The organism is Filifactor alocis ATCC 35896 (assembly GCF_000163895.2).
GTDB lineage: Bacteria > Bacillota > Clostridia > Peptostreptococcales > Filifactoraceae > Filifactor > Filifactor alocis.
Window position 1 is genome coordinate 1129416 of record NC_016630.1, and the last position, 14913, is coordinate 1144328.

General features: G+C 38.9%; 7 protein-coding genes, 13 tRNA genes and 2 rRNA genes. 2 read left to right on the forward strand and 20 right to left on the reverse strand.

The window, feature by feature from the left end; translation table 11 throughout:
• Positions 1-65 precede the first annotated feature (65 nt).
• From HMPREF0389_RS04920 to HMPREF0389_RS04935, 4 genes are all read right to left on the reverse strand, one after another.
• The gene (locus tag HMPREF0389_RS04920) at positions 66-1148 is read right to left on the reverse strand and encodes an IS30 family transposase (protein WP_049770186.1); all 1083 of its coding nucleotides are present in this window, start codon (positions 1146-1148) and stop codon (positions 66-68) included.
• 130 nt (positions 1149-1278) lie between these two features.
• Positions 1279-3435, reverse strand: a complete 2157-nt coding sequence (locus tag HMPREF0389_RS04925; protein WP_014262590.1) for a Tex family protein — start codon at positions 3433-3435, stop codon at positions 1279-1281.
• A gap of 145 nt (positions 3436-3580) precedes the next feature.
• Positions 3581-4447, reverse strand: a complete 867-nt coding sequence (locus tag HMPREF0389_RS04930) for a radical SAM protein (RefSeq protein WP_014262591.1) — start codon at positions 4445-4447, stop codon at positions 3581-3583.
• A 360-nt stretch (positions 4448-4807) separates the two neighbouring features.
• Positions 4808-6232 carry a hypothetical protein gene (locus HMPREF0389_RS04935; protein ID WP_041250816.1) on the reverse strand — a complete coding sequence of 475 codons (1425 nt, stop codon included), beginning with the start codon at positions 6230-6232 and terminating at the stop codon, positions 4808-4810.
• Between the two features lie 366 nt (positions 6233-6598).
• Here HMPREF0389_RS04935 and HMPREF0389_RS04940 point away from each other — a divergent pair, with 366 nt between their 5' ends.
• Positions 6599-7825 carry a C40 family peptidase gene (locus HMPREF0389_RS04940; RefSeq protein ID WP_014262593.1) on the forward strand — a complete coding sequence of 409 codons (1227 nt, stop codon included), beginning with the start codon at positions 6599-6601 and terminating at the stop codon, positions 7823-7825.
• A gap of 280 nt (positions 7826-8105) precedes the next feature.
• Positions 8106-8996: a polysaccharide deacetylase family protein gene (locus HMPREF0389_RS08735; RefSeq protein ID WP_014262594.1), complete on the forward strand. Its 891-nt coding sequence runs from the start codon at positions 8106-8108 to the stop codon at positions 8994-8996.
• A gap of 367 nt (positions 8997-9363) precedes the next feature.
• On the opposite strand, the gene HMPREF0389_RS04950 is transcribed toward HMPREF0389_RS08735, so the two are convergent.
• The 16 genes from HMPREF0389_RS04950 to HMPREF0389_RS05025 all read right to left on the reverse strand — a co-directional run bounded on the left by HMPREF0389_RS04950 (position 9364) and on the right by HMPREF0389_RS05025 (position 14564).
• Complete coding sequence (locus HMPREF0389_RS04950) at positions 9364-9897, reverse strand: hypothetical protein (protein ID WP_014262595.1); 534 nt, start codon at positions 9895-9897, stop codon at positions 9364-9366.
• A gap of 118 nt (positions 9898-10015) precedes the next feature.
• A tRNA-Trp gene (locus HMPREF0389_RS04955) sits at positions 10016-10090 on the reverse strand.
• A 57-nt stretch (positions 10091-10147) separates the two neighbouring features.
• A tRNA-Ile gene (locus tag HMPREF0389_RS04960) sits at positions 10148-10224 on the reverse strand.
• Positions 10225-10230: 6 nt separating this feature from the next.
• Positions 10231-10307: transfer RNA gene (locus HMPREF0389_RS04965), tRNA-Pro, on the reverse strand.
• A 13-nt stretch (positions 10308-10320) separates the two neighbouring features.
• Positions 10321-10411, reverse strand: a tRNA-Ser gene (locus HMPREF0389_RS04970).
• Positions 10412-10437: 26 nt separating this feature from the next.
• Positions 10438-10513 (reverse strand) — tRNA-Lys (locus tag HMPREF0389_RS04975).
• 16 nt (positions 10514-10529) lie between these two features.
• Positions 10530-10605 (reverse strand) — tRNA-Lys (locus tag HMPREF0389_RS04980).
• An 18-nt stretch (positions 10606-10623) separates the two neighbouring features.
• Positions 10624-10697: transfer RNA gene (locus HMPREF0389_RS04985), tRNA-Gly, on the reverse strand.
• 63 nt (positions 10698-10760) lie between these two features.
• Positions 10761-10845, reverse strand: a tRNA-Tyr gene (locus tag HMPREF0389_RS04990).
• Positions 10846-10855: 10 nt separating this feature from the next.
• Positions 10856-10930, reverse strand: a tRNA-Thr gene (locus HMPREF0389_RS04995).
• Between the two features lie 28 nt (positions 10931-10958).
• A tRNA-Asp gene (locus HMPREF0389_RS05000) sits at positions 10959-11035 on the reverse strand.
• Between the two features lie 5 nt (positions 11036-11040).
• A tRNA-Val gene (locus HMPREF0389_RS05005) sits at positions 11041-11116 on the reverse strand.
• A gap of 35 nt (positions 11117-11151) precedes the next feature.
• Positions 11152-11226, reverse strand: a tRNA-Glu gene (locus tag HMPREF0389_RS05010).
• Between the two features lie 5 nt (positions 11227-11231).
• Positions 11232-11348, reverse strand: a 5S ribosomal RNA gene (gene rrf / locus HMPREF0389_RS05015).
• Between the two features lie 172 nt (positions 11349-11520).
• Positions 11521-11596 (reverse strand) — tRNA-Ala (locus HMPREF0389_RS05020).
• Between the two features lie 64 nt (positions 11597-11660).
• Positions 11661-14564 (reverse strand): 23S ribosomal RNA (locus HMPREF0389_RS05025).
• Positions 14565-14913: the final 349 nt, after the last annotated feature.

The following is a 14913-nucleotide window of genomic DNA, read 5'->3' on the forward strand; positions in this document are numbered from 1 at the left end:
TTTACTATACACGAAAATTATTCATAGTCAATACAAATTTTCTGTTTATTAAAAATTTAGAGGTCTTAAATTGCAATATCAAATTGAACTAATTCCTCATTATCATCTAAAAGTCCTAAGTTATTTAGTTCTTCTATAAAAACTTCTATAGGAGTGCGGTAATTTAGGATTTTTCTTGGCAAATTGTTCATCCAATTCATTATCTTTATATAGTGTTCTTCTTCATAATCATTTAATGATTTTCCTTTCGGTAGAAATCTTCTGATTAGGCTATTGTGCTTTTCATTTGTTCCTCTTTCCTGGGGATTATTGGGATGACAGTAATAGATGTTTCCTATATATGTTTTTTCAAGTTCACATAATTTCGCAAACTCTAAGCCGTTATCACTTGTTATGCTTCTAAATATTTTTTGTGGTTCCTTCAATCTGTTCAATGTGTTCTTTAATGTTTCATTTACTATGGATGCTTTTCTTCTGTTTAATTTTAAGATTAGTTCCATTCGACTTTTTCTTTCTGTTATGGTTATTAATGATGCTTCTTCTTTGTTTTTCTTTGGTATTACTGTATCTATTTCCCAATTTCCAAATGTTTTTCTTGTTTCTATTTCTTGCGGTCTTTCTTCTATACTTTTTCCAAGTTTTCTTTTGTTTTCTTTTACTCGTTTTTTAGCCGGTTTTCTTTTCACTCTTAAGGGCAAATCAATAGATTTTATTCCTATTAGACCTATATCTACATAATTGTATAATGTCTTGGTGCAGACTCTTTGACCTTCATATAGCTTATTTAACTTTGCATATCCACAAATTGCATCTAACGACCATTTTTCTTCATTAAACTTTTGCTTTACAAAGTCTAAATATTTGCTACATTTCAAGGCTTTAAATTTCTTTTTGCAATTTTTTCGATTCTTCTCATATACTAACTTACCTGTATCCGGATAATATACTTGTACATCATGTATTCCTTTTATTTGAGTTACTGTACCTCTTTTTAACTCATTTCTTATGGTGTTGGATGCTCTACGAAGTTCTTTTGCTATTTTGTATGCTGAATATCCTTTATTATGCAGAAGTTGAATTTGTCCTCTTTCGAAATCGTTTAAATGTTTATTTTTTCTTGAATTTGCTGTAGTATTATTATATTCCATAGTCATCACCTTTGGTTTTTTTGTTTTGTGGTGATTCAATTATACCAAACGTGATTTTCTATGGAATTTTTTTAGTTCATTTTCATTTTACAATTAACCAAAATTTAGAGGTTTTTATTATTCTGAATATTTAGTGTTGTGGCAATTGTTTCATAGAAAGTCCGACTTTGCCTCTCTCTCGATCAATCTTGATCACACGAACGGTTACAATATCCCCGATTCTCACGATATCCAGGGGATGTTTTACATATTTATCGCTTAGCTCAGAGATGTGAACCAAGCCGTCGCTCTTGAGTCCGATATCTACAAAAGCTCCAAAATCCAATACATTACGAACAGTTCCTGTCAATACCATATCTTCTTTCAAATCATCCAAGGTCATAATTTCTGACAAAAACTCAACCGGATTCCTTTTTGGTCGAATATCTCGTCCCGGTTTCTTGAGTTCTGACACAATATCTTTCAAGGTTGGTATTCCCACTTCCAACTGCGTAGCTAATTGTGGAAAATCAATTTTTTCAAATTCTTCGGAAGTCTCTGCACTGTCAGTATCTAATTCATCTGAAGCGATATGCAGAGAATACAACACTCCATATGCCTTATCATAACTCTCAGGATGCACCAAAGTGTTGTCCAAAACTTCCGTACCGTCCTTGATACGAAGAAATCCTGCACATTGTTCAAAGGAAGATGCCCCCAATCGTTTTACTTTCAAAAGCTCTTTACGGTTACGAAATGCACCGTTTGTTTCTCGATACTCGATAATGTTTTTGGCAATAGAAGGTGTAATTCCGGAAACATATCCCAACAATGAGGAAGAGGCTGTGTTCAAATCAATTCCAACCGTATTTACAGCATTTTCTACTACACCTTTCAAAACCTCTAACAGTCTTCCTTGGTTGACATCATGTTGATATTGTCCGACTCCGATATGTTCGGGGGAAATTTTAACCAGTTCCGCCAAAGGATCTGCCAATCTCCTCGCAATGGAAACAGCTCCTCTCAATGACACATTCATATCCGGAAACTCCTCTGTCCCTAACTTGGATGCCGAATAAACAGAAGCTCCCGCCTCATTGACAATAATATGGTGTACTTCTCGTTTGCTCTCTTTGATAATCTCTCTTACTATCTCTTCCGATTCTCTCGATGCTGTTCCGTTTCCAATCGCAATCACATCAATTTGATGGCGGTCAATCAGATTCAAAATTACCTTTTTACTCTCTTCTACTTTGTTCTGTGGAGCGGTCGGATAGATGGTTGCCGTATCCAATACTTTTCCGGTGCAATCAATGACTGCAATTTTACAACCTGTTCGAAATGCGGGGTCCCAACCCAAAATCGTGACATTCGGCAAGGTTCCTTGTAGTAGCAAATCTTTTAAATTCTGACCGAATACCTCAATTGCTCTTTCTTCCGCTGTTTCTGTCATAGTAGAACGAAGTTCTCTCTCCAATGACGGAAGAATCAATCGTTTCAGAGCATCCTCTACAATCCGGTTCAAACAATCTTCATTGTGTTCGGTATGCACAATATCTTCCATCAACACGGACTTTATGTTTTGTTCTTCATGCAAATACTTTACTTTCAAGATATCTTCTTTTTCTCCACGATTGATTGCCAAAATACGATGCGGAGGAATGTCTTTTGCTGTTTCGTTATACTCAAAGTACATGGAATAAGTTAAATATCCCTCTTTTTCTTCAGCACTTTTCTTTCGGGAAGTCTCAATCTTTGTAGTTGAAAACACAATGTTCCTGATTTTCTTTTTTCGTTCAAAATCCTCTGACAGCTGTTGTGCTACAATATCCATCGCACCTTGCAACGCATCTTCCGCTGTCAACACTTCATTTTCTTCATTTACAAAATTTTGTGCTTGCTGAAGCAGATTTTCTTCTCCCAATCGAATCACATAGGAAAGCGGCTCCAATCCTTTTTCAATCGCAACGGATGCTCTTGTCTTTCTTTTTTTCTTGTAAGGTTCATAGATATCCTCTACCTCCACCAAAGTTTTTGCCTCTTGCAAAGCGGAGATAATCTCAGGTGTCAACCTGTTCTGTTCTTCAATTGAAGCTTTGACCTGCTGTTTTCTATCTTCCAAATTTCTAAGATATTTCAATCTGTCATAAAAATCACGCAATACTTCATCCGACATTTCTCCCGTCGCTTCTTTTCGGTATCGTGCAATAAAAGGAATGGTATTGCCTTCATCAATCAGATGAATTGCTCCTTCAACCTGTTTCTTCTTTAATCCAAACTCTTTTGCCAACTGTTCATATAGATTCATACTATTCTCCTTCACAGTAATCTCAACTTATCAATCTATTTTCTTTTTTCACAAAAATAGGATCACCCTCCCACTCAACAGACACGTTCTTGTTTTTGTTTCGGTCATCCTAATCTTGCGATTTTTCAACATAAAATCAGCTTTTTTATAAAGTTCTAAAATACTCCGGTCTGAAATTACATTCATCCATTGCATTCTGTAACAATTGAATCATTTTTTCTCTGTCTTGGTTCAATGTTCCGTACAAGTTGACATAGTTGGAAACATGATTACTTCTCAAAATTGTTCCCGGAGAATCAATATTTTGTAACATCAGCATCGATTCCATCATAATTTCTTCCGGTGTCAAAATATGAAATTTTCCTTCTTCAAACTCTTTTTTTAGCGGAGTGTCCCCTCTCATAAACAAGGTTAATAATCCAATATACTCAGGATTCATTGCAGAAAACGCCTTTCCTGTTTCAACTGCGTGTTCTCTCCAATATTCGATTCCGCCCAACCCGGAAATTGCAGTCACAGAAACAGCGATGCCTGCCTCTTTTAACTTCAATCCACATTCAATGGTTTCTGCAGAGGTAACATTTTTGTTGATTTTTTTCAAAATCCTGTCGCTACCGGATTCCAAACCGATATATCCGATTCCTAATCCCTTTTGATGCAATAATTTCAATTCCTCTACAGTTTTGCTCTTGATACTGTACGGAGAAGCATAGACAGCTACTCTCTCACATTCCGGAAAGTTCTCTTGAATATGCTCCAAAATTTGAACCAACTGTTCTGTTTTCATAATCAAGGCATCTCCGTCTGCCAAAAAGATTCTTCTCACATAAGGATAATAGCTCCTCGCTTCCCTAAAATCTTGCAAAATATCTTCCACCTTACGCACTTGAAATACCTTATCTTTATACATATCACAGAAAGTACATTTGTTGTGAGAACATCCTATTGTTGCTTGCACAATCAAACTTCTTCCTTCACTTGGCGGTCTATATACTATTCCTGAATATCTCATCCATCTTCCCCCTCTTTTTCTATTACTTTAGTGTATACCCACTCGATACGGAAATTTACACGATTCTCTATATTTTTATTGCTGTTGTTTCGGTTTCTCTATTCCCACCCCATATTTTAATCAAAGTGATACTATTGCTTGTTTCAATTGCCCTATATCATAATTGTAAGTTCCTGTTCAAAATTTAATAACTCTGTCCCTCTACTTGTACTTGCTCCAATGAGAACAAGCTTACACATAAGGATTATTTCAAATTCAAAATTGTGTCAATTTAATCAGAATTTTATATAAAAATCATAGTGAAGAAATAGTCAAAAAATCGGTGAACACTTCCACCGATTTTGAATCATATATGTCATTCTACTGCCCTTTAATCTTTAATTCTCCACTTTTGTTCACGTAGAAGTCATTGTGATTGATTAACAAAGTATATTCATTTTTATTTTGTACATGGAACTTCAGTTTCGCAGGCAGAATGGTTGTTTGCACGACTTCTTTCTCTCTTGACTTTGGATTGATCCGTGTCGTTTCTTGCAATACAGGAGGTGAAAAAACTCTTGAACTGCTCTCTGCCATATACATATCTAAAGATATCAATTCCGGATTGTATATCATATCCAACTCTAACATCCCGCTTGCTTCTTCATATTTAAAACTCTCTATCACAACTTCCTGACCTAAGATACGATGCACTTGAGGATATGCTCCTTGTTTTGATAACACAAGCTTGTCTTCACGATTATCATTCAATACAATATTGTCAAATTGGAAGGTATATTCTTTTTGTTGATCCACTTCAAAGTAATTTGAAGGATTAAAATAAAAATGCATTTTCCCTTCGGGAGAACCTTCAAAAGCATAGCTTCGTTGCAGACCATAGATTTTTCCGTTTGATGCAATCAGTTTTCCGCCCTCAAAAGCCTTCAGAGAATATCCTTTTTCTAACGCATTTCTTGTTGTCAATATCATCTGACTCGGTCCTACTATCAATTCATCTACAATAATAGAGCCGTATTCTGTCGGTATCTCTTGATTGATTGGATAGTGCACGGATATCTTCCAATTTTCTTCCGATACATCAAGCATCACATCTTTGAACGGATGATGTGGATATTGGGAGATTCCTTCATAGTCCACAAGATTGTCCATATCACTGTCATAAAAAGAAGATTGTATGACTAATTTTTGATTTTTACGAATAAGAAATTTCAAATCATCCGATGTCAAAATTCCATCCAATTTATACACTACAACATTTTCTTCTTTTGTCGGAACTGCCTCATAAGAAGCGGATATTTCTTTGCGTTTGTTAAAATCTAACGAATCTACCAAAAATACTTTAAAATAAGCTCCCTTCATACGAACCGGCGATTTTGTTTCTATATTTTGTGAAACAGGCGCTGCACCTATACCATTCCCTTGTTCTTGAGATGAGGTAGATGGTTGTTGTTCTTCATTTGCTATTGCTTTAGGAGAATCCTTCTTTTCCTCCGGAAATGTTACTTTTGCTTCAAAGTGACATCTTCCTTCTTCTACAGTCATGTTGTACAAGTCCAAAGAATATGCACCTTGCTCTACTTTTACATCTTTCAAATTTGGGTATTGATGCTCTAAAGCTTCTTCAATTCCGTCTCGTTGTTCCTGTATCCCAAGAGAAAGCAAATTTTCTTTAATCGGTTGCTCTTCTTGTTGCCAAGGTTTCAAAATAATAATTCCACTCACCACCACAACACATAGTGCTGCGATAACAATATTCCAAACCATTTTTTTTATTCGGTTGTCCATTTTTTACCACTTCTCCCTTTTCTATCGAGATTCATCCTCTCCTCCGTTATTATATCATTATTTCTTTTTTTTTCAACCCTCACAACTTACCGGATATACAACTCTTCACAATTCAAACCAAGACTCTTTTGTTACCGGATATCTCTTATTTATTTATGTAAAATTTGTAAAACTTTTGTATTTCACATTTTTGAAAAATACTATGTAACTATTTATTTTATGCCGTTTTACTATTTTTGTTCAAATTCCGCTTTGTGGTTTTGTAACTTTATTGTAACATATTCCTATTATTTTATTATTTTTATGGTATAATATAATACAGTAAGAATAAGAAATATAAAATAACATCGTATGGAGGATGTTCGAATGAATTTTGATTATAAAAAAACGATAGCATTGCTCTATCGAAATCCGGCTCTGTTGTTCACTATTGCCGTATCCATAGTATTGTCCGGATTTTTAATGATTTATCAACCGGGATTTGGATATCAAATTACCGCAAACGGAAGTCCTGTTGGATTTGTAAAACATAAAAATGATATCAGACAGTTGTCAGCACAAGTAGATTCCATCTTAAAGGAAGAATGGGGTGGCAACATTGAATATGAATTGGAACTATCTCATAAAAAAGGAAGACTTGCCGGAGTAGAGCTTACTTCCGACGAACAATTACAACATAATGTAATTGATTGCATCGATGTATACAAGCCCGCTTATCTTATTAAATCAAATACTGCTTTTGTCATGGCGGTCGATTCCAAAGAGACAGCAGAGAAAGTATTGAACAAAGTAAAAGAGCCTTATCTTAATATCAAGAAAAACGCTACCGTAGAGTTCGTTCAAGATGTAAACATCATCGGAGAAGAGTTGGTTCCGGTTGATATGGTATACGATGAACATATTGCACTGAATTCATTAAATCAGCCTAATTATCTTGCATCTGCCACTCGTTCCAACTTAGTAAGAGGAAGTCTGAAACATAACAAAAAAACTTCCACAAAACCGTTGGTAGATGTTCAGGTATCTTACGAAGAAACCGGTGTCGTTGAAATTGAACCTTCCGTAGAAAAAAGAAAAAATCCGTCTATGACAGAAGGTCGCTCTAAAGTAGTATCAGAAGGTACTCCCGGAAAAAAAGAAGTCCAACGAAAAGTAAAAATGATAAATGGTGAAATTGTTTCACAAGATGTTATCTATCAAAAAGTTCTTGTATCGGCAAAACCTAAAATTATAGAATATGGAACAAAACCTAAGGTTTCCGGTATCGTTGCAACCGCATGCAACTATTTGGGAACTCCGTATGTGTGGGGTGGTACCACTCCGCGTGGATTTGACTGTAGCGGTTTTACTTCCTATGTGTTTAGAAAAAAAGGAATCTATCTACCAAGAACTTCTTATGAACAAGCTCGTGTCGGTGAAAGGGTATCTCGTTCCAATCTAAAAGCCGGTGATTTGGTTTGTTTCCCGGGTCACGTCGGAATCTACATCGGAAACGACCAATTCATTCATGCACCACACCCCGGTTCTCATGTCAAAATCGATAGTTTGAGCTCACGCAGAAATTTTACTTGTGGAAGAAGAATCAGTTACTAAGTGAAACATCAACCCCCTACTTTCAATATCAAAAGTAAGGGGTTTTCTTTTGTGTTGTTTTATCATACGGTAATTGTGACATAATTGTAATGTAGTAACAATTAAGTATATGATATAATGAGACTTGTTGATAGATGAACTATCTTTAAAAAACAACGGATAATTCATTCTTTCTTACAAAAACAACAAGACTCTGTCACACAAACAAAATTTCTGTTTTCATAAATTATACAAGAGACTTGTTTGAACTTATCTTTATATTTAGGAGGATTTACTTATCATGAAACGCAAATTTTTACTACTGTTCACCGTCTTTTTTCTTATGATTCCACAGCTATCTTTTGCTAATGTGAATCATACAGGAATTCCGATTTTAATGTATCACCATTTCACAACAGGAAATGATGTTAATTCACCGACCGTGTCACAAGCAAATTTTGAGCGTCAAATGAACTACTTATACGAACACGGATACACCACTATTCATCTAAATCAATTAGAAGATTTTTTAGACGGAAAAATTCAACTTCCTGCAAAAACAGTTGTTATCACAATGGATGACGGGTACCGCAGCAACTATGAAATTGCCTACCCTATTCTAAAAAAATACCATATGAGAGCAACACAATTTCCAATCGTAGAAAATATCGGAACCTTATCTGAATATACAAATTCCTCTCGTTTACCGCACTGTAGTGCAGACGAAATGAAAGCAATGAAAGACGTGTTCGAGTTTCAATCACATACTTATAACACCCATTATCTGACAACTGATAAAAAGTCTGCCCTTATTACAAAAGATTATAATGATGTCTATGCAGACTTATCCAAAGCGTCCACTACACTTGCGATGTTAGATTGTTCGCCTTATGCATTTTCTTATCCTTACGGTTCATATAACGACAATATAAAGCAGGTACTAAAAAATATTGGTGTAAGAATGGCAGTTACCGTTCGTCCGGGTAGAGTGACCAGACAGTCTAACAAACTGGAACTACCAAGATACAACATTTCCGGTACAATTAATTTTGAAGACTTCAAAAAAATCGTTTCAGAAGATCCGGATGACGTTATCCAAGAATTTATCACAAAAACAGGTGCCCCTGTTGATAACAGCAACATCATCAATATTACAACAGAAAAAAATCCGGAAACATTTAATGTACAATAAAAGATTATGATACATAAAAAACCATTCTCTTGGATTACCCAAAAGAATGGTTTTTTATTCGTATAAATAATATCTAAGTTTTCTAACTCAATAACATCATTCATCCATTTATATCTCAAGTACCTTTCAATTTCAGTTAAACAGAATTTCATTTCATAACTCTATATGCTATATGCTCAAAACAATCTAGAAAAACAATAATTTCATATCCTATTATTTTCTATTATCAGAAATTCAAATGAAAGCATAATATACTATGATGTCAATATTTAATGTATAGCATTCAAAGCTAAAAAAATGTATTCCTAAAACGATATCGCTTGGAAGACTAATTGTATAAAATGTTGTCAAAACATAAAACAATAATTTAACGGAATATTTTTATCTTAAATAAATAATTCTCATCCCTATCATTGAAAGACTTTTCAATTTCATTCACATTTGACCACTTAAAGGATATACTTGTATCTTTCTCCAGTGGCACAATAAAACAAAATTTTTGTAATGTTGCTGAAACACCTTCTACAATATCCTTGTCTTCTATTGGATAATCAATCTTGTGATATGAAATAAAATCAATCTCTTCATTAACCCCTATGCTCCAAAAATTGATTGGAATATTCTGCGGAAGAATAACCTCCACCATCCCCTCCGTTTCCTCACTTAATTCTAAGTCTATTTCATGTATCACATGAGAATTGTTCATGGCAGATTCTATATGTTTCAACAGGTACTGTTTTCCATTTATCATAACAATATTATTTTGTGGATATCCATTATCACCTTTTGGAAAAAACACCTCTTCCTTATTGTTCAACTTAACATGATTCCTACAAGCTACAAACAATATTATCATTGATATCATAAGCAATGCTATTGAAATCTTCTTATAAATACTCATATATTTTCCTCCTCTTAACTGCCCAAATAAAATGCTTTATTCTTTCATTGTACCACAGTTAAAAAAATAAAAAAGAACCTTCCCGAAACATTAAAATAACGTCTCAAAAAGGTTTTACTGGCAGGGGCGGCAGGATTTGAACCCACGGCATTCGGTTTTGGAGACCGACGTTCTACCACTGAACTACGCCCCTATGATAGTATTTACAAAAAAGTGAAAAGATACTATTTCCGTAGTATCTTTTATGTACTGGTGGGCTTAGCAAGACTCGAACTTGCGACCTCACGCTTATCAGGCGTGCGCTCTAACCTGCTGAGCTATAAGCCCATAAAATGGTCGAGGTGGAGGGACTCGAACCCCCGGCCCTCTGGTCCCAAACCAGATGCGCTACCAAACTGCGCTACACCTCGAAATTAAAAATACTGGCGGAGAAGGAGGGATTTGAACCCTCGCGTCCTTTAACAGACCTACTCCCTTAGCAGGGGAGCCTCTTCAGCCACTTGAGTACTTCTCCAATCATAACTCTAAAAAGCTGAATGTTGGTGACCCATCAGGGGCTCGAACCCTGGACACCCTGATTAAGAGTCAGGTGCTCTACCAACTGAGCTAATGAGTCCTAAAAAGACTTTGAATGGTGACCTATCCGCGACTCGAACGCGGGACACCCTGATTAAAAGTCAGGTGCTCTGCCGACTGAGCTAATAGGTCCTAAAATCAACTTTTCACTGGAGCGGGTGAAGGGGATCGAACCCTCGCAACCGGCTTGGAAGGCCGGGGCTCTACCACTGAGCTACACCCGCACGGTATCTTTATCAAGAACAATACTATTATATCATCTTTTCTTATGTTGTCAAGAGTTTTTTTGGTGGAGGAGAGTGGATTCGAACCACTGAAAGCGTAGCTAACAGATTTACAGTCTGCCCCCTTTGGCCACTCGGGAACTCCTCCTCTGTAAACATGGAGCTGGCAATAGGAATCGAACCTACAACCTGCTGATTACAAATCAGCTGCTCTACCGTTGAGCCATGCCAGCATATAAAATACCTTTTCGAAAATAAAGATGGCGACTCGAAAGGGACTCGAACCCTCGACCTCCAGCGTGACAGGCTGGCATTCTAACCAACTGAACTACCGAGCCACAAATGGTGGGACCAATAGGGCTCGAACCTATGACCCCCTGCTTGTAAGGCAGGTGCTCTCCCAGCTGAGCTATGATCCCATTCAATAACTATGTTTCTCTATTTTCTTTTTCTTTGGTGACCCCTAGGGGATTCGAACCCCTGTTACCGCCGTGAAAGGGCGGTGTCTTAACCGCTTGACCAAGGGGCCACTGGAATTGGCTACGACTTACTTTCCCGGGGGTCTGCACCCCAAGTATCATCAGCGATGAAAGGCTTAACTTCTGTGTTCGGGATGGGAACAGGTGTATCTCTTTCTCTATTGTAACCATATTCTTTTCTTTTGCTTCGCTTTTCGGCAACTTCTTTGTTGGATTTCTTCGTCAATCGGTCCTGTATCTCATATACACTCCCTCTTTCCTCATCATCCGCCTTGAATTTGCTCGAAAATACTTGCAAAACTGTCTTACTACATACTTGCAGTAATTTTTGTTAAGACTAAAATTGGTGGAGACAAGGAGATTCGAACTCCTGACCCCCTGCTTGCAAGGCAGGTGCTCTCCCAACTGAGCTATGCCCCCATTTCTATCATATATTCTTACTTGATGGATTGTACCATCAAAACTGCATAACATCTTCTACCTTCGGATCAAGTCCTCGATTGATTAGTACTCTTTCGCTTCATACATTACTGCACTTCCACTTTGAGCCTATCTACCATGTAGTCTTCATGGAATCTTACTTCTCTCGAATGGGAAATCTTATCTTGAGGCTGGCTTCGTGCTTAGATGCCTTCAGCACTTATCCTTCCCACACATAGCTACCCAGCTGTGCACTTGGCAGTACAACTGGTGCACCAGTGGTGTGTCCATCCCGGTCCTCTCGTACTAAGGACAGCTCCTCTCAAATTTCCTGCGCCTGCGACGGATAGGGACCGAACTGTCTCACGACGTTCTGAACCCAGCTCGCGTACCACTTTAATGGGCGAACAGCCCAACCCTTGGGACCTGCTACAGCCCCAGGATGTGATGAGCCGACATCGAGGTGCCAAACCTCCCCGTCGATGTGGACTCTTGGGGGAGATAAGCCTGTTATCCCCAGGGTAGCTTTTATCCGTTGAGCGATGGCAATTCCACTTTCTACCACCGGATCACTAAGCCCGACTTTCGTCCTTGCTCGACCTGTTTGTCTCGCAATCAAGCTCCCTTTTGCCTTTGCACTCTTCTCACGATTTCCGTCCGTGATGAGGGAACCTTTGGACGCCTCCGTTACTCTTTGGGAGGCGACCGCCCCAGTCAAACTGCCTGCCAAGCAGTGTCCTATATCATGATTCAATGATTCTAGTTAGAATTCAAGCAACACAAGGGTGGTATCCCAACGATGACTCCTACAAGGCTGACGCCCTATACTCTAAGTCTCCCACCTATCCTGTACATCTGTTACCTAAATCCAATGCTAAGCTGCAGTAAAGCTCCATGGGGTCTTTCCGTCCTGTCGCAGGTGTCCGGCATCTTCACCGGCACTACAATTTCACCGAGTCTGTTGTTGAGACAGTGCCCAAATCGTTACGCCTTTCGTGCGGGTCGGAACTTACCCGACAAGGAATTTCGCTACCTTAGGACCGTTATAGTTACGGCCGCCGTTTACTGGGGCTTAAGTTCGAACCTTCGATTGCTCTAAGTCTTCCCCTTAACCTTCCAGCACCGGGCAGGCGTCAGCTCCTATACTTCACTTTGCAGTTTTGCAGAAACCTATGTTTTTGGTAAACAGTCGCTTGGGCCTATTCTCTGCGGCCTGCTCTCGCAGGCTCCCCTTCTCCCTAGGTTACGGGGTTATTTTGCCGAGTTCCTTAACAACAGTTCTCTCGCTGGCCTTAGGATTCTCTCCTCACCTACCTGTGTCGGTTTGCGGTACGGGCACCTTGGTCTTGCTAGAGGCTTTTCCTGGCAGTTTGAATGATTCGGCTTCGCTACTTTATTTTCACTCCCCATCACAGATTACGATTGTATTACCGGATTTGCCTGGTCTTACTCGCTTTCTGCTTGGACACGCTCTACCAACGGCGTGCTCCGGTCATCCTCCTGCGTCCCCCCTTCGCTCATTCAACTACGGTGGTACGGGATTTATTACCCGTTGTCCATCACCTACGCCTTTCGGCCTTGGCTTAGGTCCCGACTTACCCTGAGCGGACGAACCTTCCTCAGGAAACCTTAGGTTTTCGGCCGGAAGGATTCTCACCTTCCTCTCGCTACTCATGCCAACATTCTCTCTCGTATACGGTCCACTTTTTCTTTCGATTCTGCTTCTTACTGTATACGATGCTCTCCTACCACTATACTCTACAGTATAATCCAAAGCTTCGGTATTATGTTTTAGCCCCGGTAATTTTCGGCGCAGGATCACTCGACCAGTGAGCTATTACGCACTCTTTAAATGTATGGCTGCTTCTAAGCCAACATCCTGGTTGTCTATGCAATCTCACATCCTTTCCCACTTAACATATATTTTGGGACCTTAGCTGTTGGTCTGGGCTCTTTCCCTCTCGACTATGGACCTTATCACTCATAGTCTGACTGCTTTGCGCTATATATGGCATTCTTAGTTTGATAATCCTCAGTAATCTAAAAGACCCATTGGACAGTCAGTGCTTTACCTCCATATATATCTTGCAAAACGCTAGCCCTAAAGCTATTTCGGAGAGAACCAGCTATCTCCGGGCTCGATTGGAATTTCACCGCTATCCACACCTCATCCCCGCACTTTTCAACGTACGTGGGTTCGATCCTCCATTCCCTGTTACGGAAACTTCAATCTGGACATGGATAGGTCGCCCGGTTTCGGGTCTGCAATATGGTACTCTTGCCCTCTTAAGACTCGCTTTCGCTTCGGCTCCATACCTTAAGTATTTAACCTTGCATCATATCGCAACTCGTTGGCCCGTTCTACAAAAAGTACGCAGTCACTTGCAATTGCTTGCTCCTACAGTTTGTAAGCATATGGTTTCAGGTTCTTTTTCACTCCCCTCCCGGGGTTCTTTTCACCTTTCCCTCACGGTACTGTTCTCTATCGGTCGCTTGGTAGTATTTAGCCTTGGGGGGTGGTCCCCCCGTCTTCCCACCGGGTTTCTCGTGTCCTGTGGTACTCTTGATCACTCTTGCTTGTTTCTCTTTTCGTCTACGGGACTTTTACTCTTCTTTGGTTTGCCTTTCCAGGCATATTCGACTAAGTTCTTCAATGCTTTCTGAGTGTCGACCCCTATGTGGTTTCCCACTTAGGTTTGGGCTCTTTCGCTTTCGCTCGCCGCTACTGACGAAATCGATGTTTCTTTCTCTTCCTCCGGGTACTTAGATGTTTCAGTTCTCCGGGTTCCCCTCCCATAACTATGGATTCATTATGGAATATACAGATGTTAACCTGTATGAGTTTCCTCATTCGGATATCTACGGCTCTTTAGTTGCTTGCACTTCCCCGTAGCTTTTCGCAGCTTACCACGTCCTTCTTCGGCTCCTAGCGCCTAGGCATTCGCCATATGCTCTTTTTTACTTGATCGCGTCTTACTTTATATTTTTCCGTTCTTCTTTGTTGGATTTCTTCGTCTATCGGTCATGTATTTATATACACTCCCTCTCTCCTCATCATCCGCCTCGAATTTACGAAAAAATATCTCGTAAATGTTTTTACTTTCGAAAACTTGTTATTCTCTGCTTGCTTTCGCTCGCTTTGAATGGCTTTTGTCTGTTCTCTTTTGCTTTCGGTGAAATTACAGTGTTTCACACTCTTACGACGTTTCAAAAAAACCTTCTCTTGCTTTGTCTTTTTCCGTTCTTCTTTGTCAAGCTACGCTCTTTCGTCAATCACATATTTGTATATGCTCTTTCCTCTTTCGCTTGCTTTCCTC

Coding starts and splice junctions, on each gene's coding strand:
- HMPREF0389_RS04920 (WP_049770186.1), bottom strand. CDS start 1,148: ATGGAATATAATAATACTACAGCAAATTCAAGAAAAAATAAACATTTA.
- HMPREF0389_RS04925 (WP_014262590.1), bottom strand. CDS start 3,435: ATGAATCTATATGAACAGTTGGCAAAAGAGTTTGGATTAAAGAAGAAA.
- HMPREF0389_RS04930 (WP_014262591.1), bottom strand. CDS start 4,447: ATGAGATATTCAGGAATAGTATATAGACCGCCAAGTGAAGGAAGAAGT.
- HMPREF0389_RS04935 (WP_041250816.1), bottom strand. CDS start 6,232: ATGGACAACCGAATAAAAAAAATGGTTTGGAATATTGTTATCGCAGCA.
- HMPREF0389_RS04940 (WP_014262593.1), top strand. CDS start 6,599: ATGAATTTTGATTATAAAAAAACGATAGCATTGCTCTATCGAAATCCG.
- HMPREF0389_RS08735 (WP_014262594.1), top strand. CDS start 8,106: ATGAAACGCAAATTTTTACTACTGTTCACCGTCTTTTTTCTTATGATT.
- HMPREF0389_RS04950 (WP_014262595.1), bottom strand. CDS start 9,897: ATGAGTATTTATAAGAAGATTTCAATAGCATTGCTTATGATATCAATG.